Consider the following 16,638-nt stretch of genomic DNA (forward strand, 5'->3'; position numbering starts at 1 on the left):
CGACGGGTCGAAGGGTGCACGGGTGCCGTATGCGGGGCCTGACGGAAGCAAGACTTTGCCTGACGTGGACGCCGCAAGGCAATTCCGTGTTGCGTGTGAAAGCTCACACCTCTTTGGGCGCAGGTGTTTTGACGGATGTTGCGGACACGGGGGCGCCGCCCGGCTAAGCTCCTGCGCTTCGCCGGGCGGCGCCAACTCCCGTACGGGAGCCAATGGGTACGAATCGGGCAACCGCTCCTTACAGGTGCCCGTCCTCCAGCATCTCGGTCACGAGGGCCGCGATCGGGGACCGCTCGGAGCGGGTCAGGGTGACGTGGGCGAAGAGCGGATGCCCCTTCAGCTTCTCGACCACGGCGACGACTCCGTCGTACCGCCCCACCCGCAGGTTGTCCCGCTGGGCGACGTCATGGGTGAGCACCACCCGCGAATTCGCCCCGATACGGGACAGAACGGTCAACAGGACGTTCCGCTCCAGGGACTGGGCCTCGTCGACGATGACGAAGGCGTCGTGGAGCGAGCGGCCCCGGATGTGGGTGAGCGGCAGGACCTCCAGCATCCCCCGGGACAGCACCTCCTCGATCACCTCGCGGCCCGCGACCGAGGAGAGGGTGTCGAAGACCGCCTGCGCCCAGGGGCTCATCTTCTCCGACTCGCTGCCCGGCAGGTAGCCGAGGTCCTGGCCGCCGACCGCGTACAGCGGGCGGAAGACCATCACCTTCTGGTGCTGCCGGCGCTCCAGGACCGCCTCCAGGCCCGCGCAGAGCGCGAGCGCGGACTTGCCGGTGCCGGCCCGGCCGCCCATCGAGATGATCCCGACCTCCGGGTCGAGGAGCAGGTCGAGCGCGACCCGCTGCTCGGCGCTGCGGCCCCGGATCCCGAACGCCTCCCGGTCGCCGCGGACCAGCCGCACGTTCCCGTCGGCGCCGACCCGGCCGAGCGCCTTGCCGCGCTCGGACTGGAGCACCAGACCGGTGTGCACGGGCAGCTCGGCGGCCTCCGGCACGTACAGCCGCTCCTGGTCGTAGAGGAGGTCGATCTGCTCGGCGGAGAGGCCCAGCTCGGACATCCCGGTCCAGCCGTTGGCGTCCGTGATGGCGAGTTCGGCGCGGTACTCCTCGGCGAGCAGGCCCACCGAGGACGCCTTGATCCGCAGCGGCAGGTCCTTGGAGACCACCGTGACGTCGTACCCCTCCGCCTGGAGGTTGCGCGCGACGGCGAGGATCCGGGAGTCGTTGTCCCCCAGCCGGTAGCCGGCCGGCAGGATGCCGGGGTCGGAGTGGTTGAGCTCGACCCGCAGCGTGCCGCCGAGGTCCCCCACGGGCAGGGGGGCGTCCAGGCGTCCGTACCTGACCCGGAAGTCGTCCAGCAGGCGCAGCGCCTGGCGGGCGAAGTACCCGAGCTCGGGGTGGTGCCTCTTCGCCTCCAGCTCGGTCACCACGACGATGGGGAGCACGACCTCGTGCTCCTCGAAGCGGGACATCGCCTTGGGGTCGGCGAGCAGGACGCTGGTGTCGAGAACATAGGTGCGCCGGTCGGAAAGGCGGCGCTTCGTGCTGGTCACCACGGAAGGACAGACCCCCTACTGAAGACCCGAATGAGGCCGGGGTGCGACGGTGGAACCCCTGTCGCGGCGGAATGGGACCGGGATCGGACCGTCCTGCACGGGCCGAACACCGGCCCTCCGCTTCTCCCGCGCGTGTCCCGCGCGGTCGTCCTGGTGCAAGGGGCCTCCCGGGTGGCGGTCTCCGTGCCGCTCACTTCACCAGGCTTATTCCCTCGAACACTCCGCGCCATGCCAGGGCGTGTGACGGCGTGTTCGTGAACGCGGGGTGACTCCCCAGGGGGCCGGGGGGCGGGGGTGGCTCAGGAGCCGTAGCGCCGGTGCCGGGCGGCGTAGTCGCGCAGCGCCCGGAGGAAGTCGACCTTGCGGAAGGCCGGCCAGTGGACCTCGCAGAAGTAGTACTCGGAGTGCGCGCTCTGCCACAGCATGAAACCGGAAAGCCGCTGCTCGCCGCTGGTGCGGATCACCAGGTCGGGGTCGGGCTGGCCGCGCGTGTACAGGTGCTCCGAGATGAGGTCGATGGAGACGGTCTCGGCCAGCTCCTCGAAGCTGGTGCCGCGCTCCGCGTGGTCCAGGAGCAGCGAGCGGACCGCGTCCGCGATCTCCTGCCGGCCGCCGTAGCCGACGGCGACGTTGACCAGTATCCCGGCGTTGGTCCGGGTGGCCTCCTCGGCCTCCTTGAGGACCGTCTGGGTCCGGGCGGGCAGCAGGTCCATGGTGCCGACGTGGTGCACCCGCCAGCGGCCGTCGGAGGCGAGCGCCTTCACCGCGTCCTCGATGATCCCGAGCAGCGGCACGAGCTGCTCCTCGGGGCGGTTCAGGTTGTCCGTGGAGAGCATCCAGAGCGTGACGACCTCGACGTCGGTCTCGGCGCACCAGCCGAGCAGCTCCCGGATCTTGTCCGCGCCCGCCTTGTGTCCCTGCTCGGGGGTCCCCCCGGACGCCTTGGCCCAGCGCCGGTTGCCGTCGAGGATGACCCCGATGTGCTTGGGCACCTGGTCGTGGTCGAGACGGCCTTCCACCCGGCGTGCGTAGAGCCCGTACACCAGGTCGCGCAGGTTCACTGTTCTTTACCCCTCCATGGGCGGGCGGTTCGCAAGCCGCCACACTACTGCGGTCGGATGAAGGGTCCCAGTCCGGGCGTGTCACAACTGCGTACGGGTGTGTCACAAGTCCGTGATAAGCAGAGATACGTGACTGATTCCCCCCTCTACCGCGCCGCCGCGGAGCGCTACGACTCCATGGAGTACCGCCGCTCGGGCCGCAGCGGGCTCAAGCTCCCCGCCGTCTCCCTCGGCCTCTGGCACAACTTCGGCGACGACCGCACCCTGGACTCCCAGCGGGCGATCCTGCGCCGCGCCTTCGACCTCGGCGTCACCCACTTCGACCTGGCGAACAACTACGGCCCGCCGCCCGGCTCGGCCGAGCTGAACTTCGGCAAGATCTTCGCCCAGGACTTCGCCCCCTACCGCGACGAGCTGATCGTCTCGACCAAGGCCGGCTACGAGATGCACCCGGGCCCCTACGGCGAATGGGGCTCCCGCAAGTACCTGCTGTCCTCGCTCGACGCCTCCCTGAAGCGGATGGGCCTCGACTACGTCGACGTCTTCTACTCGCACCGCTTCGACCCGGAGACCCCGCTGGAGGAGACCATGGGGGCGCTCGCCTCCGCGGTCCAACAGGGCAAGGCGCTGTACGTCGGCGTCTCCTCCTACAACGCCGAGCAGACCGCCGAGGCCGCGCGGCTCCTGAGGGAGATGGGCGTCCCGGCCCTGATCCACCAGCCCTCGTACTCGATGATCAACCGCTGGATCGAGGACGACGGCCTGCTGGACACCCTGGAGACGGCCGGCATGGGCTGCATCTCCTTCGTGCCCCTGGCCCAGGGCCTGCTCACCAACAAGTACCTGAAGGGCATCCCGGAGGGCTCCCGGGCCACCCAGGGCAAGTCCCTCGACCCGAACCTGCTCTCCGACGAGGTGCTGCGCCGGCTGCGCGGCCTCGCGGACATCGCGGAGCGCCGCGGACAGTCGCTGGCCCAGCTGGCGCTGAAGTGGGTGCTGCGGGACCCGCGGATGACCTCGGCCCTGATCGGCGCGTCGAGCGTCGGGCAGCTGGAGGAGAACGTGGCGGCGCTGGCCTCCGCCCCGCTCACGGACGCGGAGCTGGAGGAGATCGACTCCTTCGCCGTCGACACCGAGGGCACCAACATCTGGGCCCGCCGGGGCTGACGTCCGGCCCGGCCGTCGGGGGCGGCCGGCGAGACGGCCGACGGGGGCGGAAAGAGAAAACGGGCCGGTCCGTGGGGGGGATACGGACCGGCCCGAGGGGGGGGTTCCACCATAACCCTTCGCCAGTCGGGCTGCGCGCCACGTGCGCCGAACGAAGCGGCCGGATTTCCCCGGATCCCAGGCGGCACAAGGGCTCCGGGGCCATGTGGCGGTTTTGTGCCCCGGCGTGGCGGCGGACTTCCGTCCCTCCGACGGGGGAACGCCCGGCACCGGCGGCACGTTGACGCCCGGCAGCTCACCGGGGGTCCGGTGGCGCTCCGCGACGGGGCGGTGGCCCTGCGGAGGCACCGCCTCAGGGCAGGGCCGTGAAGGCGCCGAGGGCGAGGCCCAGGAGGGCGCCGCCGAGCATGAAGGGGCCGAAGGGGATCGCGGAGGAGCGGCCCGCGCGGCCGAGGAGGACGCGCCCGAAGCCGTACCCCGCGCCGAGCAGGAAGCCCAGGAAGGCGCCGGTGAACAGGACGCCCCAGCCGTACCAGCCGAGCGCGGCGCCCAGCGGCAGGGCCAGCTTCACGTCGCCGAAGCCCAGCCCCTGCGGGCTGATCAGGTGCAGCGCCAGGTAGCCGCCGCCGAGGGCGAGGGCGCCGAGCAGGGCGTGCGGCCAGGAGCCGGCGTCGTACGGGAGGAGCTCGGCGGCCCCCAGCAGCAGCGGTACGGCGAGCGCGAGTGGCAGCGTCAGCCCGTCGGGGAGGCGCTGCACCCGCGCGTCGACGCAGGCGAGCAGCACGCCGAAGGGCGCGACCAGCAGCCAGACCGCGAGCTCGGGCCGGGGCCCGCCGGTGGCGGCGGCCAGCAGCGCGCAGACCGCCGCCGTGAGCAGCGGCACGGCGTGCGGCGCGGGGGTCGTCGCGCACCCGGCGCGCCCGGGCCCGCCGAGCCAGCCGCGCGCCGGTCCGGCGAGCGGGTGCCCCGCCGGGCAGAGCGCGCGCCACGGCTCCTCGGGCTCCACGGACAGCCGGTACGCCGCCCGGGGCACGAGCAGCCCGGCTGCGGCACCCCACAGGGCGGCGAGGACGATCAGCGAGGGGTACACGAGGTGACCCTAGGGCTAAGGTCGGGCGCATGGGGCGGAGTCTGCGGGACGGGGCGGGGGTTCTGGCGGTGCCGGGCGGGGCGGTGGTCCCGGTGGAGGTCGCGGCCTCGTACCGGGCGCGGCGGCGCGGGCTGCTGGGCCGGGACGGGATCGCGGGAGCCATGCTGCTGACGCCGGCGAACAGCGTCCACACCTTCGGCATGCGCTTCCCGATCGACGTGGCCTACCTGGACCGGCGGCTGCGGGTGCTCGCCGTGGTCACCATGGGCCCGGGCCGGCTCGGGCTGCCCCGCCCGCGCGCCCGGCACGTCCTGGAGGCGGAGGCGGGCGCGCTGGCCGGGTGGGGGGTGCGGGCCGGGGTGGTGGTCGCGGTCACGGAGGGCCCGGCCCCAGGAGGGTGAGGGCTCCGTAGACCGCCGAGGCCGGGGCCAGGACGGCGAGGACCGCGGCGGCGGTGCCGGTGCGGAGCCGGGCGAGGGCGGCGGCGGGCGGCAGGAGCAGACCGAACGCGGGCATCATCAGCCGCGGCCGGGACCCGAAGTACGCGGCGCCGACGAGCGAGACGACGACCACCCCGATCGTGTGGACGAGCAGCGGCAGCGGCTGGCGCTGCCGGACGCACAGCACGACCAGCCACGCCAGGAGCGCGAGGGCCGCGCCCAGGCCGAGCGCGGCGGGCCAGGGCAGGGAGGCGACGAAGCGGGCGAGGGCGACGCCGCCGTCGATGGAGTTCCCCCACCCCGCCTGCACGTCGAAGTAGGCGGTGGCGCTCGACTCGCGGACGCCGACGTACACGACGTACCCCAGCCAGCCGAGCGGCGCGATCAGCACCCCGGCGACCGTCCGCCGGGGCAGTCGCCGGTCCCGGACCAGGGCGGCGAGGGCCGTGATCCCGAGGGCGGCGATCAGCGCGACGGCGGTGGGCCGGGTGAGCCCGGCCAGCGCGCACAGCAGCCCCGCGAGGAGCCAGCGGCCGCGCAGCACCGCGTACAGCGACCAGGCGGCGAGCGCGGTGAACAGCGTCTCCGTGTACGCCATCGACTGCACGAACGCGGTCGGGTACACGCCCCACAGCACGGCCAGCAGGACGCCCGCGCGCGCCGAGACGACGTGCTCGCCGCACCGGAAGATCCCCCAGGCAGCGGCGAGCGAGGCGGTCCAGGAGACCAGCAGCCCGGCACCGGCCGCGTCGAGCGGAAGGACGGCGGACAGGCCCCGCTCCAGGGCCGGGAGGAGCGGGAAGAACGCCAGGTCGGAGTGGACGTCGCCGTTCGGGAGCGTGACCCGGTGGCCGTACCCGTGCTCGGCGATCCGCACGTACCAGACCGAGTCCCAGCGCCCGCTCAGCCGGTGGAAGCCGTCCTTGCCGGTCGCGGCGGCGACGACGGCGAGGGCGGCGAGCCCGAGGAGCCGGGTGGCGGCGTAGCCGCCGAGGGCGAGGAGGAGCGGGGAACGGCTGGTCGGCGGGGACATGCGCTCGATTATCCCGAGGCGGTCCGCCACCCTTCCCCGCCGGCTGCCGGCTGTCGGCTGTCGGCTGTCGGCTGTCGGCTGTCGGCTGTCGGCTGTCGGCTACGAGAGGAGGCGGGTGACCGTGACGGCGGCGGCCAGGACCAGAAGCGCGAGGACGGCGAGCTGCCAGGTGCGGCGCGGGGAGCGCACCGTGACGACGCGGGGGGCGGGACGGCCGGGGACGACGAGGTACACCCGGTGGGGGTGGTCGTCGTGCGTGACGCGGGCGAGCGACAGGTGCCGCACGCTGACGCGGCGCGCGATCTCCCCGGCGTGGACGCCGAGCCGGGGCGCGAGGAGGGCGGCGACCTCGTCGCCGGAGCCGTCACCGGTCCCGGCGTCGGTCCCGCCGTCATCAGCGGTGCCGGTCAGGTCGTCGGGGAGGGCCACCTTGCCGAGGCGGCCCATGCGGTCGACGGGGTCGACGCGGGCGATGTGGTCGACGCGGCTCCAGGCGTCGTGCTCGTTCGTCCAGGCGAAGGCCCGGGCGGACAGGCCGGAGGACTCCTCCACGGTGTCCACGACGGGCTTCCGGGTGACGACCCCCTCGATCCACTCCACGTACCGGCCGGTGCCCGCGCAGAAGTCGTGCGTGACCGTGCCGCCGCCCTCGCAGTCGGGGCAGGAGCGGGAGCCGGTCCCGCCGCACACCGCGCACTTCTTCCGGCCGGCGCCCCGGCACTTCGCGCACGCCGCGTCCTCGGCCCCGCACCTCCGGCAGCGGACCCGTGCCGAGGTCTCCGCCTGCGGCCGGTCGGCCGCCTCGCGGGCGCGCTTGCCGGTGCCCTCGCAGGCGAGGCAGCACAGCCGCCCCTCGCACCCCCCGCAGGGCACGTGGGTCCGGCACTTCACGTCCCCGGCGCCGTGGCAACGCGCGCAGGGCTTGCGGCCGTTGGAGCAGGTGGAGCAGGCGTGGGCGGCCGCCGAACCGCGCCGCACCAGCCGCAGGACCGAGCGGGGCGCCCCGGGGTCGGCGGGGGCGGGTACCGGATGCCGGTCGAGGTCGTCGTACTCGGGCAGGTCCGACAGGTCGCGGGTGCCCGCGTGGAAGCCGGCCCCCTCCGTGCGGGTCTCCACGCAGCGGACGATCTCCCCGCGGACGAGGAGGTGCCGGGTGATCCGGGCGCCCGCCGCGGGGAAGGCCGCGTCGTCCGCCCCGGCGGCCCCGAGAGTGCGCCGCACCGCCGCCAGGATGTCGTCGTCGCTCAGCACGCCTCGGCCTCCAGGGGACCCTCGATGGACCCCGGGAGGCTACCCAACCGGGGCCGTACGAAGCCCCGTTCGGGCCGTCAGCCGCCGGGCCTCATCCGCTCGAACCTCGCCGCCATGACGGGGCCGAGCTGCCGGACGATGGCGTGGCCCGGCTCGTTCGGGGACGGCAGGTCGCCGAGGAAGGAGGTCACGATCACCTCGTCGACGGCGGTGTCGCCGCGGCTGCTCCGCTCCTCCAGGAAGTCGAGGGTGCGGCGCCAGTCGGGCTCCGCCTCCCCGGCGAGGAAGGAGCGGACGGTCCCCTGGACGACGTCCCAGAAGAAGACGTGCGGCAGGACCCCGCCCTGCCGGAAGACGTGACTCTCGTACGCGCCGCGGAAGGCGGGGACGTGGACGAGGAGGTCGTGGACGAGCTGCACGCCGGGCGTGCCGGCGATCTGAGGTCTGGTGTGCGGCATCGGCGGCCCTGCCCCGGAGCGTTGTGGTGTTTCGGTCCAGAATGCTCCTCCCCCGGGGATTCGTCCCGACACTTTTGCGCATTCCTGGGGACAACTTTCTCCGGGTTTTCCACAGGGGGTGCGAAGTGTCGCCCTTCCGTGGAACCTTGCGCGTATGTACGAGTTGGCGATCCTCGCCAGGGGCGGGGTGCTCATCACCGTCTGGGCGCTCGCGGCGGGCTGGCCGCCGGGCCGGCTCGCCGCGCGCCTGCGGCGGGACGGCTGGCAGCGGATCTGCCGGGGCGCGTGGGCGGTGCCGGGGAAGGAGACGGACTGGCGGGTCCGGGAGACCGCCCTCCAGCTGCTGCGCCCGCGGCGCGTCTGCCGCCACGGCACGGCGGCGCGACTGCACCGGATCGAGGTCCTGGCGGGCCCGCCCCCGCCGGCGGACTCCCGCTCCTCCCTCCCCCCGGAGGACGTCTGCCTGCGCCGGGGGCTGCGGACGACGACGGCCGCGCGGACGGCCGCGGACCTGATACGGGCGTGCGGCAGCCGTGAGGAGGCGGTGGTGACGGCGGACTCGGCGCTGTCCCGCCGCGTCGTGGAGGGCGTCCGCAGGGACCCGCCGGTCCGGTACGAGGAGCTGGCCGCGCAGCTCTCGGTCCGGCGGCCCGGCGCACCGCGCGCCCGCGCCTGGCTCCGGCTCGCGGACCCCGCCGCGGGCTCGCCTGCGGAGACGGTCGCCCGGCTGCGGATGGCCGACGCGGGCCTGTTCCCCGAGTCCCAGCCCCTGCTGTGGACACCGGCGGGCCGCCCCCTCCACCCGGACTTCCTCTTCCGGGCGGCGGGGCTCGCGGTGGAGGTCGAGGGCTGCGCCTACCACGGCACGCCCCGCGCCCACGAACGGGACGTCGCCCGCTTCAACGCCCTCCAGTCCTGCCCCGGGATCCACCGCGTGCTGCGCTTCACCGCGCGGGAGGTCTTCACCCGCCCGGCCCGGATGACGGCGACGGTCCGGTCGGCCCTGGCCGAACTCGGCGCACCCCCCTGAGCGCCCGTCAGAAGACGTCCGGCATCCGGTTCAGGATCCGGAACGGCAGCGAGAACCAGCGTCCGGCCTGGGACAGGTGCCGGGTGTAGACGCCCTGGAGGAGGAGGGCGAGGGAGAGGTCCAGGGCGTCGGCGGGGCCTTCCGTACGGACGGTGAGGGTGAGCGGGCGGTACCAGTCGTCGCGGATGACGCGTATGCGCAGGCCCGGGCGCAGGAGTTCGTGGACGCGCTTGTCCCGCCCCTGGCGGTAGCGGTACGCCCGGTCGCCGAGCCGGACGCGCAGGGCGCGCTGGTCCCGGGTGATCCCGCTGCGGAAGCGGCTGGTGGCGCCGGTGTGCGGTCCGACCCGGAGCCGTACGCGGGAGGGCAGCGGGGCGTGCCCGTACCGGATGCCGCTGAAGACGCCGGCGGGAAGGCGCTCGCCGTCCACCGAGACCTGCGCGAACGCGTCGCTCCGCCCCGGCGCCGGCCCGCACCGCACCCGCACCCCGCCGAGCCCGGGGACGGACCCCTCCCAGGAGGGCGCGGGTGTGAGCAGCCGGGCTCCGCCCGCGGGGCCGGTGTGGTGGAGCGTGAAGTCGGCCGAACCGTATGAGGTGTTCATGGCCGCCCAGTATCCCGAAGGCCGCGCGGCGGGATTCCGTGATCGGCGTGACGACGGGTCGGCCGGTTCGGCACCATGGGTGGCCCCCGGGCCGGCCGGCCCGGGGCGGAGACGCGACGAGGGGAGCGGCGGGTGTCCCGTGCGGTGCGGTGGGTGGTGGCCGGAGTGGCGGCGCTGGTGACGTTCGGGGGCGGGGCGGCGGTCGTACGGGCGCTGCCCTGGGGGTGGTTGCCCCAGGAGGACGGGGCCCGGCTCGACACGGCCCTCGGCTTCGGCGCGCTCGCGGGCACGGCGGTCCTGGCCGGGCTCGGCTGGTGGGCCGGGCGCGAGCGGCAGCCCGTACCGACGCCCGCGCCCGCGCCGCCCGCGCGGACGCTCGTGCAGACGGCGACCGCCACCGACGACGGCGAGGTGCGCCAGTCAGGCGGCGGGGCGACGCACCTGGAGCAGCACGCGGAGGCGGCCGACTCGGGGCGGATCCTCCAGTCCGGCCGGGGCACGGACGCCGGGCACGAGCGGGTCGAGCAGCGCGCGAAGGCGACCGGCCGCGGCCGGGTGGAGCAGTCCGGCCACGACGGACTCCCCGGCCAGGGGGCCTGAGGCGTTGACCGAGCAGCACGCCCGTGTCTCCGGCGAGGGCCGCAGCTACCAGGCCGGTCACAGCATCTACATCACGGAGGCGACCGCCGCCGCCCCGCAGGCCCTGGCCTCGCTCCCGGCGGCACCGGAGCTGACCGGCCGGGAGGAAACGGCCGGGGCGCTCCTGGAGGCGCTCGGGCCGGAGGGCTCGGGCGCGACGGTGGTGACGGGTCTGCCCGGCGTCGGCAAGACCGCGCTCGCCCTGCACGCCGCCCACCGGGCCGTGGCCCGGGGCCGCTTCCCGGGCGGCACGCTCTTCGTCCACCTCCGCGGCTACGACCCCGCAGGCGCCGTCGCCCCGGAGCAGGCCCTGGAGGCGCTGCTGCGGGCCCTCGGCGTACGGGACGACGACCTGCCGCCGACGCCCGAGGCGCAGGCCGGCCTGTACCGCTCGCTGCTGTCCCGCCGGGCCGAGGAGCACGGGCCGGTGCTGATCCTGGCGGACGACGCGTCGTCCCCCGCCCAACTGCACCCCCTGCTCCCGGCGCACCCCGCCCACCGGCTCCTCTCCACCTCCCGCGACAGCCTCACCGCACCGGACCTCAGGCCCCGCCTGATCCCCCTCGACGAACTGGAGCCGGACGCGGTGGCGGAGCTGATCGCCGCCGCGCTCACCCAGACCCGCCCCGACGACCCCCGCCCGGCGGCGGAACCCGCGGCCCTCGCCGACGTGGTCTCCCACTGCGGCCGCCTCCCCCTGGCCCTCACGATCGCCGCGGCCCTCCTCACCGACGACCCCGGCCTCCCCATCGCCGCCCTCGCCGATGACCTGGCCGACACCCGCACCCGGCTGGAGACCCTCCGGCACGAGGACGCCACCGGCCGCTCCCTGGCCGTCCGCACCGCCTTCGACCTGTCGTACGGCCGCCTCAAGGAGCGGGACGCCCGCCTCTTCCGCCTGCTCCCCCTGAACCCGGGGCCGGACCTCTCCACGGAGGCCGCGGCGGTCCTCGCCGGCCGGCCCGCCCGGGAGACCCGCGCGGAGCCGGCCGCCCTGGCCCGCGCCTGCCTGGTCACGGAGCACCCGTGGGGCTCGGGCCGCTGGCGCATGCACGACCTGATCCGCCTGTACGCCTCCGAGCTGCCGGCGGAACAGGACGACGCCGGGGCGCTGGGACGGCTCATGGTCCGCTACTACTACGCCGTCGGCGACGCCGCGGACGACCACCTCCGCGCACGGCCGGGCCGGCCGGTCCCCGCCCGCTTCGCCGACCGCGCCGAGGCCCCGGCCTGGCCTGGCTCGACGCGGAACACGCCCACCTCATCGCCGCGGTCCACCAGGTCACGGCGCACGTCCCCGAGGTCGTGGTGCGCCTGACCTCCACGCCGAGCGTCTACCTCCACGAGCGCCGCCGCTTCCACGACGCCCTCATCCTCAACGGACACGCCGTCGAGGCCGCCCGCCGGCTCGACGACCGCACCGGCGAGGCCTTCGCGCTCGGACACCTCGGCCTCGCCTCGCGGGAGCTGCGCCGCTTCGACGAGGCCATCGACCAGCTCGGCCGTGTCGTCGACCTCTACCGCGAACTCGGCGACCGCTACAACGAGGCCACCGCCCTCTCGGGCCTCGGCAGCGCCTACCTGGACGCCGACCGCCTCGACGACGCCGTGTCCACCCTCACCGGAGCCGCCGACTTCTTCCGCGAACTCGGCGACCGCCCCGCCGAGACGGACACGCTGACCAACCTCGCCAGCGCCCTCCAGCAGGCCGGCCGCCCCGAGGAGGCCATCACCACCCTCACCGAGGCCCTCGCCCTCTACGACGAGATCGGCGACCGCCAGGGCAAGGGCGCCGCGCTCAACAACCTCGGCATCGCGCTGAGAGAAGTCCACCGCTACGAGGAGAGCATCGCCGCCCACACCCAGGACCTCGCCATCTGCCGGGAGTTCGGGGACCGCCACGGCGAGGCCAAGACCCTCAACAACCTCGCCAGCGCGCTCCAGAGGGCGGGCCGTGTCGAGGAGTCCGTCGCCGCGATCCGCCAAGCCGTGGAGATCTTCGAGGAGATGGACGACGAGCACCACGCGAACCTGGCCCGGCGGAACCTCGAAACGGTGACGCACGCGGCCCGAAGCGCCGCCGGGAGGCGGAGGTGGTGGCCCTTCGGCACGGGGCGGAAGGAACGCCCCGCCCGATAAGAGCCGAGACGTGCCCCCGCCCCCGCGCCCCGCCCCCCTCTTCTCCGCTCAGGGCGCGGCGGCCGGCGGCGCGGTGCGAGGGAACGACACCTCCACGCGGCGGTTCTTCTTGCGTCCCTCCTCGGTGCGGTTGTCGGCGATCGGGTAGTCCTCGCTGTACCCGCGGATCTCGTACGAGGTCCCCGGGTCCAGCTCCCGCGCCAGCACCTGCTGCACGGCGACGGCCCGCTCCTTGGAGAGCTTGAGCCCGTGCTCGTACGTCCCCAGGTTGTCGGTGAACCCGAACACCCGCACCTTCCCCGAGCCCTGCGTCCGCACCTCGCCGGCGATGGCGCGGATCCGTGCGGTGGCGGCCGGGCTGAGCTTCGCGCTGTTCTTCGGGAACAGCACCTCCGCCTGCAGCGCGAACGTCACGTCCACGTTCGTGTCCTCCCGCCGCTGCTCGCCCCCCTCCTCCTCCACGATCTGCTTGATGTCCAGCACCTTCGCGGGCGCGAGCGTCGCCCCGTCCGGGAGCATCAGCTCGGGCGAGTTGGCGTCGATGACGGGCGGCGGGGAGGAACCGACGCTCCCCGGCGGATCGTCCGCGTAAGCCGTGACGGACCCCCCGGTCCACACCACGGCGACCACGACCGCCACCGCGGCCACCCTGCGTCGTCGTCCTGTCGTCGTCATGGCGCCGCCTCAGGAGAGCTTGAGCATGGCAGGTTCGAACGTGGGCAGTTGAAACGAGACCTCGGTGGTGGAGGCGGGGGGAGCGGGGAACTGCATGAAGACGGCGGTGGATTTGCCGGGGCCGAGACTGTCGAGATTCGTGGTGGTGAGGGGGCGCCCGTCGGTGTCCCTGAGGACGTAGTACCGCTTCTTGCCGACCGAGTCCACGAGGGTGGCGCCACCGAGGGACGTTCCGTGCTTGACCACTTCGGTCTCGTTGCCGCTCGTCTGCGGCGGGACGGCAATCACCGCGCCAGAGGCGTTACTCAACCTCCCCTTGATGGTTACGAATCCACCCGCGTCTCGTTCGACGGAGTTGATCGCGAGTTCAAGCCCCTTCTGCCCTTTTACGACCAGCAGAGTCTCTGCGGGGTTCTCGGGGCTCCCCTTCGCCTGGCTCGGGGCAGGTTGCTGAGCCTGTTGTGTAGCCGGTGTCGGCTTGTCAGCAGCCTTGGGTTCAGCATCGGCACCACAGCCTGCAACAGCCAAACAGGCTGCCACCGCGAAGGCGATGCCTCCCCCTCTCACGCGCGAGACATTCATGAAGAGGTCTTCCTTTACTCGTCGTCGCCGGTCAGCCGAACACGGAAGAGGTCGTCCACGTCAGGAAGGACGGGGGCCTCCGGATCGATCTCCAGGCCCGAACCGTCACATACAAGGCCCCGGATCGGTTCAGGCTCCTCCTCGGTCTCAGCAGGAGCTGTCGGAGGCGGCTCGGGCTCCTCGCTGGGCTCTGGCGCGGTAAACGAGCAGCGCGGTTCGATCACTGCTGCCGCCGCAGCCACGGCCTGCCGAGACTCGGTGCCCGGAACTATTGACTGGCCCACCGTTCCCGTGCTGTGCACTGTCACCCTGAAACCGAGACCGGCGGGCGAGCAGCCTTCGACCTCGGCGTTGTTGCGGGCAGCAAAGGTCTCCGCCGCCTGGCACGCCAGCGTTGGATCGTACTCGTCACCATCGACGAATTGTTGCCACTGAGTGGGATCGTCGATCACTCTGAGCCAGCCCTCCCGCAACTGCTCTCTTACGTCATAAGCGGCAGCGAGAGCTGCGGCGTCAGCTGCAGTCTGTGCGCCATTCCGCACCACACCTGCCCGTCCCACGACGAAGTAGACGAAACCGAGCAACAGAAGCCCTGCGATGACCGCTACATAGGCCGGAAAAGCCTGCCCAGAGTCGGCTACTCTCCGCCACCGCCGGTGATTTCGGCAATCTTCTGACTGATGGCGCCCTTGATCGACTGTCCGAGATCCGTGCCGGTAATGGCAACCACGATCGCCACCACCACCACGATGATCCCCAGATACTCCACCGCCGTCTGCCCCCGGTCCCCCCGGGTGGTCAGGTGGAGGCGGGTTCTGGTCAGGGCCTTCAGCATCGCGTCGTACATCGTGCTCCCCTCCGAGGTCTGACGCTCGCGCAGTCGCACGGTACGCCCGGGGGGCCTGTGGTGGACAGGGGAGCCGGGGTCGTTCGTCAGCTCCGGTCGCGGGCGGGACCATGCACTCCGGCAGGGTATGGCCTGGGGCGGGGGTTCCGCGGGGAGTTGGGGGAAGTTTCATCCGTCCTCGTCGCACCGTCCTCACTCCCCCGCGATCGAGCCGAGGTCCGTCCCCGTGCCCAGGAAGAGGCCCGCGCCGAGGAGGATCATGGTGGCCGGGACCATCAGGGTGGTGATGACCATCGTCGCCTTGGGGACCGCCTTCGCGGCCTTGCGGCGGGCGTTCTGGGCGTCGGTGCGGCGCATGTCCTCGGCGATCTGGATGAGCGTGTCGACGATGGGCGCGCCCAGCTCCTCGCCCTGCTGGAGCGCCGTGACGAACTGGGCGACCTGTTCGGAGTCGTTGCGGCGGCGGAGTTCGTCGAAGGCCTGGCGTCGGGTGACGCCCATGTCCATCTGGCGCAGGGTGATGCGGAGTTCGTCGGACCAGGGTCCGGAGTACTTGTCCGCGACCCGTTCCAGCGCCTGCCGGAAGCCGAGGCCCGCCGAGACGACGACGGCGAGGACGTCGAGGAAGTCGGGGAGGGTGCGTTCGATCTGGTCCTTGCGGATGCGGACGGCCGACCAGATGCCGACCTCCGTCCAGAAGGCCCCGAAGGCGAGGAGCAGGGCCGCCGTGACGTACGAGCCCCTGCTCAGCATGAGGAGGCCGCCGAGACCGCCGAGGAAGCCGTACACCGCCCGCCGCGCCCCGTACCGGTCGATCGTCAGGCCGCCGGGGTTGCCGGCCAGGTCGATGCGGCGGCGGACCGCGCCGACCCGCTTGGGGCCCATCCAGCGCAGCACCGCGGGCGACCAGCGCATGCCGAGGCGGTCCACGGCGGAGTCGACCGCGCCGGTGCGGGTCGCGCCGACCTCCAGGGCGAGGCGGAGGTCGTCGGGGAGGCGGGCGTCGGCGCGGTACAGGCGGAGCCCGTACGCGAAGCCGACGACGGCGAGGCCCGCGAGGAGCGCGAGGGCGAGTTCCAGCATGCTGTCCGTCATCTGCGGCACCGGCCCTTACACGTCGATCTTCGAGAAGCGGCGGATGACGGCGAAGCCGAGGACGTACAGCGCGCAGGCCACGACCACCGCGCCCTGGCCGAGCGGTGAACCCGTCATCCGGTCGAGGGCTCCGGGCTGCATGTTGTCGATGAGGAGGAGCGAGCCGAAGCCGATCACGGGGACCGCGTACGCCGTCATGCTCACCTGGGAGAGCTGGGTGCGGACCTCGCGCCGGGTCTCCTTGCGCTGTTCCAGCGTCTCGGTGAGGTTGCGGAGCGAGGAGACGACGGTGCCGCCGGCCCGGTTGGCGAGGACCAGGGTGGTGACCAGGACGACCAGTTCGCGGGAGGGGAGGCGTTCCGCCAGCTCGGCCAGCGCGTCGTCGAGGGGGGTGCCGACGGCCAGCTGCTGGGCGACCTTCTCCAGTTCGTCGCCCGCGGGGGCTTCCATCTCGTCCGCCGCCAGGCTGATCGCCATGCGCAGGGCCAGGCCCGCCTGGGTGGCATTGGCCAGGATGCGGGAGAGTTCGGGGAGTTGGTTGATGAACTTCTCGATGCGCTTCTGCCGCTGCCAGTTGAGGTAGCCGAGCGCCACCCACACCCCCAGCAGGCCGCAGATCGGGCCGAAGAACGGGGAGAGGGCGGCCTGGCCGACGGTCCACAGCACGGCCACCGACACCGCGAGGGCGACCGTGAACTCCCCGGGCGTCACGTCGAGGCCGGTCGCCGCGATCCGCCGTTCCAGGTTGCGGCCGAGCGCCGTGGCCCGGACGCGGCGGTCCAGGGCCCGGAAGCGGCGCGGGCGGCGGCCGGTGGACTCGGGGGCGGCCGTGTCGTCGAGGCGGGCGACGAGCGCGGCGTGGCGCCTGGCGCCGCTCGCGTACACCTGGACGCCGGTGACGCCGAGGACGCAGGCGAGCAGGGCCACGCCGGCCGTCAGCCAGAAGGGGTCGGTCATCGGGCG

At 73.5% G+C, this 16,638-nt stretch carries 19 protein-coding genes and 1 pseudogene; 6 read left to right on the forward strand and 14 right to left on the reverse strand.

The window, feature by feature from the left end; genetic code table 11:
* Positions 1 to 238: 238 nt before the first annotated feature.
* A complete protein-coding gene (locus tag ACFW6A_RS16805) occupies positions 239 to 1,564 on the reverse strand; it encodes a PhoH family protein (RefSeq protein ID WP_351844458.1) in 1,326 nt (441 codons plus the stop codon).
* A 299-nt stretch (positions 1,565 to 1,863) separates the two neighbouring features.
* Complete coding sequence (locus ACFW6A_RS16810) at positions 1,864 to 2,625, reverse strand: isoprenyl transferase (RefSeq protein ID WP_351844460.1); 762 nt, start codon at positions 2,623 to 2,625, stop codon at positions 1,864 to 1,866.
* Between the two features lie 129 nt (positions 2,626 to 2,754).
* Between ACFW6A_RS16810 and mgrA the strand changes: the two genes are divergently transcribed.
* Complete coding sequence (gene mgrA, locus ACFW6A_RS16815) at positions 2,755 to 3,792, forward strand: L-glyceraldehyde 3-phosphate reductase (protein WP_386484327.1); 1,038 nt, start codon at positions 2,755 to 2,757, stop codon at positions 3,790 to 3,792.
* Positions 3,793 to 4,144: 352 nt separating this feature from the next.
* Here the strand turns inward: mgrA and ACFW6A_RS16820 are convergent, their stop codons facing one another.
* Positions 4,145 to 4,882, reverse strand: coding sequence for an A24 family peptidase (locus tag ACFW6A_RS16820; protein WP_351844464.1), 738 nt, complete (start codon positions 4,880 to 4,882; stop codon positions 4,145 to 4,147).
* 29 nt (positions 4,883 to 4,911) lie between these two features.
* On the opposite strand from ACFW6A_RS16820, the gene ACFW6A_RS16825 reads away from it, so the two are divergent.
* Positions 4,912 to 5,283, forward strand: coding sequence for a DUF192 domain-containing protein (locus ACFW6A_RS16825; RefSeq protein ID WP_351844466.1), 372 nt, complete (start codon positions 4,912 to 4,914; stop codon positions 5,281 to 5,283).
* Here ACFW6A_RS16825 and ACFW6A_RS16830 read toward each other — a convergent pair.
* From ACFW6A_RS16830 to ACFW6A_RS16840, 3 genes are all read right to left on the reverse strand, one after another.
* Complete coding sequence (locus ACFW6A_RS16830; RefSeq protein WP_386484330.1) at positions 5,255 to 6,355, reverse strand: hypothetical protein; 1,101 nt, start codon at positions 6,353 to 6,355, stop codon at positions 5,255 to 5,257. The two genes, ACFW6A_RS16825 and ACFW6A_RS16830, sit on opposite strands and share 29 nt — an antisense overlap.
* A 99-nt stretch (positions 6,356 to 6,454) precedes the next feature.
* Positions 6,455 to 7,606: a hypothetical protein gene (locus ACFW6A_RS16835; protein WP_386484332.1), complete on the reverse strand. Its 1,152-nt coding sequence runs from the start codon at positions 7,604 to 7,606 to the stop codon at positions 6,455 to 6,457.
* A 77-nt stretch (positions 7,607 to 7,683) separates the two neighbouring features.
* On the reverse strand, positions 7,684 to 8,064 hold the full coding sequence (locus ACFW6A_RS16840; RefSeq protein ID WP_351844472.1) for a hypothetical protein: 381 nt from the start codon (positions 8,062 to 8,064) through the stop codon (positions 7,684 to 7,686).
* Between the two features lie 154 nt (positions 8,065 to 8,218).
* On the opposite strand from ACFW6A_RS16840, the gene ACFW6A_RS16845 reads away from it, so the two are divergent.
* Entirely contained in the window at positions 8,219 to 9,094 is an 876-nt protein-coding gene (locus ACFW6A_RS16845; protein WP_386641211.1) for an endonuclease domain-containing protein, read from the forward strand.
* 7 nt (positions 9,095 to 9,101) lie between these two features.
* Here ACFW6A_RS16845 and ACFW6A_RS16850 read toward each other — a convergent pair whose 3' ends face one another.
* Positions 9,102 to 9,698 carry a hypothetical protein gene (locus ACFW6A_RS16850; protein ID WP_351844476.1) on the reverse strand — a complete coding sequence of 199 codons (597 nt, stop codon included), beginning with the start codon at positions 9,696 to 9,698 and terminating at the stop codon, positions 9,102 to 9,104.
* A gap of 132 nt (positions 9,699 to 9,830) precedes the next feature.
* Here ACFW6A_RS16850 and ACFW6A_RS16855 point away from each other — a divergent pair, with 132 nt between their 5' ends.
* Genes ACFW6A_RS16855 through ACFW6A_RS16865 form a run of 3 tightly spaced genes read left to right on the forward strand, consistent with a single transcriptional unit; the run spans position 9,831 to position 12,476 of the window.
* On the forward strand, positions 9,831 to 10,298 hold the full coding sequence (locus tag ACFW6A_RS16855; protein WP_386641214.1) for a hypothetical protein: 468 nt from the start codon (positions 9,831 to 9,833) through the stop codon (positions 10,296 to 10,298).
* Between the two features lie 4 nt (positions 10,299 to 10,302).
* Positions 10,303 to 11,655 carry an AAA family ATPase gene (locus ACFW6A_RS16860; protein ID WP_386641217.1) on the forward strand — a complete coding sequence of 451 codons (1,353 nt, stop codon included), beginning with the start codon at positions 10,303 to 10,305 and terminating at the stop codon, positions 11,653 to 11,655.
* Positions 11,643 to 12,476 (forward strand): tetratricopeptide repeat protein, encoded by an 834-nt coding sequence (locus ACFW6A_RS16865; RefSeq protein WP_386641220.1) that lies wholly within the window; start codon positions 11,643 to 11,645, stop codon positions 12,474 to 12,476. The genes ACFW6A_RS16860 and ACFW6A_RS16865 overlap by 13 nt, the downstream gene beginning before the upstream one ends.
* A gap of 48 nt (positions 12,477 to 12,524) precedes the next feature.
* Here ACFW6A_RS16865 and ACFW6A_RS16870 read toward each other — a convergent pair whose 3' ends face one another.
* The 7 genes and pseudogenes from ACFW6A_RS16870 to ACFW6A_RS16900 form a co-directional block, all read right to left on the reverse strand.
* A complete protein-coding gene (locus ACFW6A_RS16870; RefSeq protein WP_351844482.1) occupies positions 12,525 to 13,151 on the reverse strand; it encodes an OmpA family protein in 627 nt (208 codons plus the stop codon).
* A gap of 9 nt (positions 13,152 to 13,160) precedes the next feature.
* The gene (locus ACFW6A_RS16875) at positions 13,161 to 13,733 is read right to left on the reverse strand and encodes a hypothetical protein (RefSeq protein WP_351844484.1); all 573 of its coding nucleotides are present in this window, start codon (positions 13,731 to 13,733) and stop codon (positions 13,161 to 13,163) included.
* Between the two features lie 14 nt (positions 13,734 to 13,747).
* Positions 13,748 to 14,185: a hypothetical protein gene (locus ACFW6A_RS16880; RefSeq protein WP_351844658.1), complete on the reverse strand. Its 438-nt coding sequence runs from the start codon at positions 14,183 to 14,185 to the stop codon at positions 13,748 to 13,750.
* A 51-nt stretch (positions 14,186 to 14,236) separates the two neighbouring features.
* Positions 14,237 to 14,347, reverse strand: a pseudogene (locus ACFW6A_RS16885) (pilus assembly protein TadG-related protein); the annotation flags it as partial.
* A 23-nt stretch (positions 14,348 to 14,370) separates the two neighbouring features.
* Positions 14,371 to 14,580, reverse strand: coding sequence for a Flp family type IVb pilin (locus tag ACFW6A_RS16890; RefSeq protein ID WP_351844486.1), 210 nt, complete (start codon positions 14,578 to 14,580; stop codon positions 14,371 to 14,373).
* Positions 14,581 to 14,772: 192 nt separating this feature from the next.
* Positions 14,773 to 15,660, reverse strand: a complete 888-nt coding sequence (locus ACFW6A_RS16895; protein ID WP_386641358.1) for a DUF5936 domain-containing protein — start codon at positions 15,658 to 15,660, stop codon at positions 14,773 to 14,775.
* Positions 15,661 to 15,690: 30 nt separating this feature from the next.
* Positions 15,691 to 16,632, reverse strand: a complete 942-nt coding sequence (locus ACFW6A_RS16900) for a type II secretion system F family protein (RefSeq protein ID WP_351844488.1) — start codon at positions 16,630 to 16,632, stop codon at positions 15,691 to 15,693.
* Positions 16,633 to 16,638 lie beyond the last annotated feature (6 nt).

It is taken from the genome of Streptomyces sp. NPDC058758, assembly GCF_042746075.1.
In the GTDB taxonomy this organism is placed as follows: Bacteria; Actinomycetota; Actinomycetes; order Streptomycetales; family Streptomycetaceae; genus Streptomyces.

Excerpts from the sequence above, each read along its gene's own strand:
- ACFW6A_RS16825 (WP_351844466.1), top strand. The coding sequence starts at position 4,912 with ATGGGGCGGAGTCTGCGGGACGGGGCGGGGGTTCTGGCGGTGCCGGGC.
- ACFW6A_RS16830 (WP_386484330.1), bottom strand. The coding sequence starts at position 6,355 with ATGTCCCCGCCGACCAGCCGTTCCCCGCTCCTCCTCGCCCTCGGCGGC.
- ACFW6A_RS16840 (WP_351844472.1), bottom strand. The coding sequence starts at position 8,064 with ATGCCGCACACCAGACCTCAGATCGCCGGCACGCCCGGCGTGCAGCTC.
- ACFW6A_RS16845 (WP_386641211.1), top strand. The coding sequence starts at position 8,219 with ATGTACGAGTTGGCGATCCTCGCCAGGGGCGGGGTGCTCATCACCGTC.
- ACFW6A_RS16850 (WP_351844476.1), bottom strand. The coding sequence starts at position 9,698 with ATGAACACCTCATACGGTTCGGCCGACTTCACGCTCCACCACACCGGC.
- ACFW6A_RS16870 (WP_351844482.1), bottom strand. The coding sequence starts at position 13,151 with ATGACGACGACAGGACGACGACGCAGGGTGGCCGCGGTGGCGGTCGTG.
- ACFW6A_RS16875 (WP_351844484.1), bottom strand. The coding sequence starts at position 13,733 with ATGAATGTCTCGCGCGTGAGAGGGGGAGGCATCGCCTTCGCGGTGGCA.
- ACFW6A_RS16890 (WP_351844486.1), bottom strand. The coding sequence starts at position 14,580 with ATGTACGACGCGATGCTGAAGGCCCTGACCAGAACCCGCCTCCACCTG.
- ACFW6A_RS16900 (WP_351844488.1), bottom strand. The coding sequence starts at position 16,632 with ATGACCGACCCCTTCTGGCTGACGGCCGGCGTGGCCCTGCTCGCCTGC.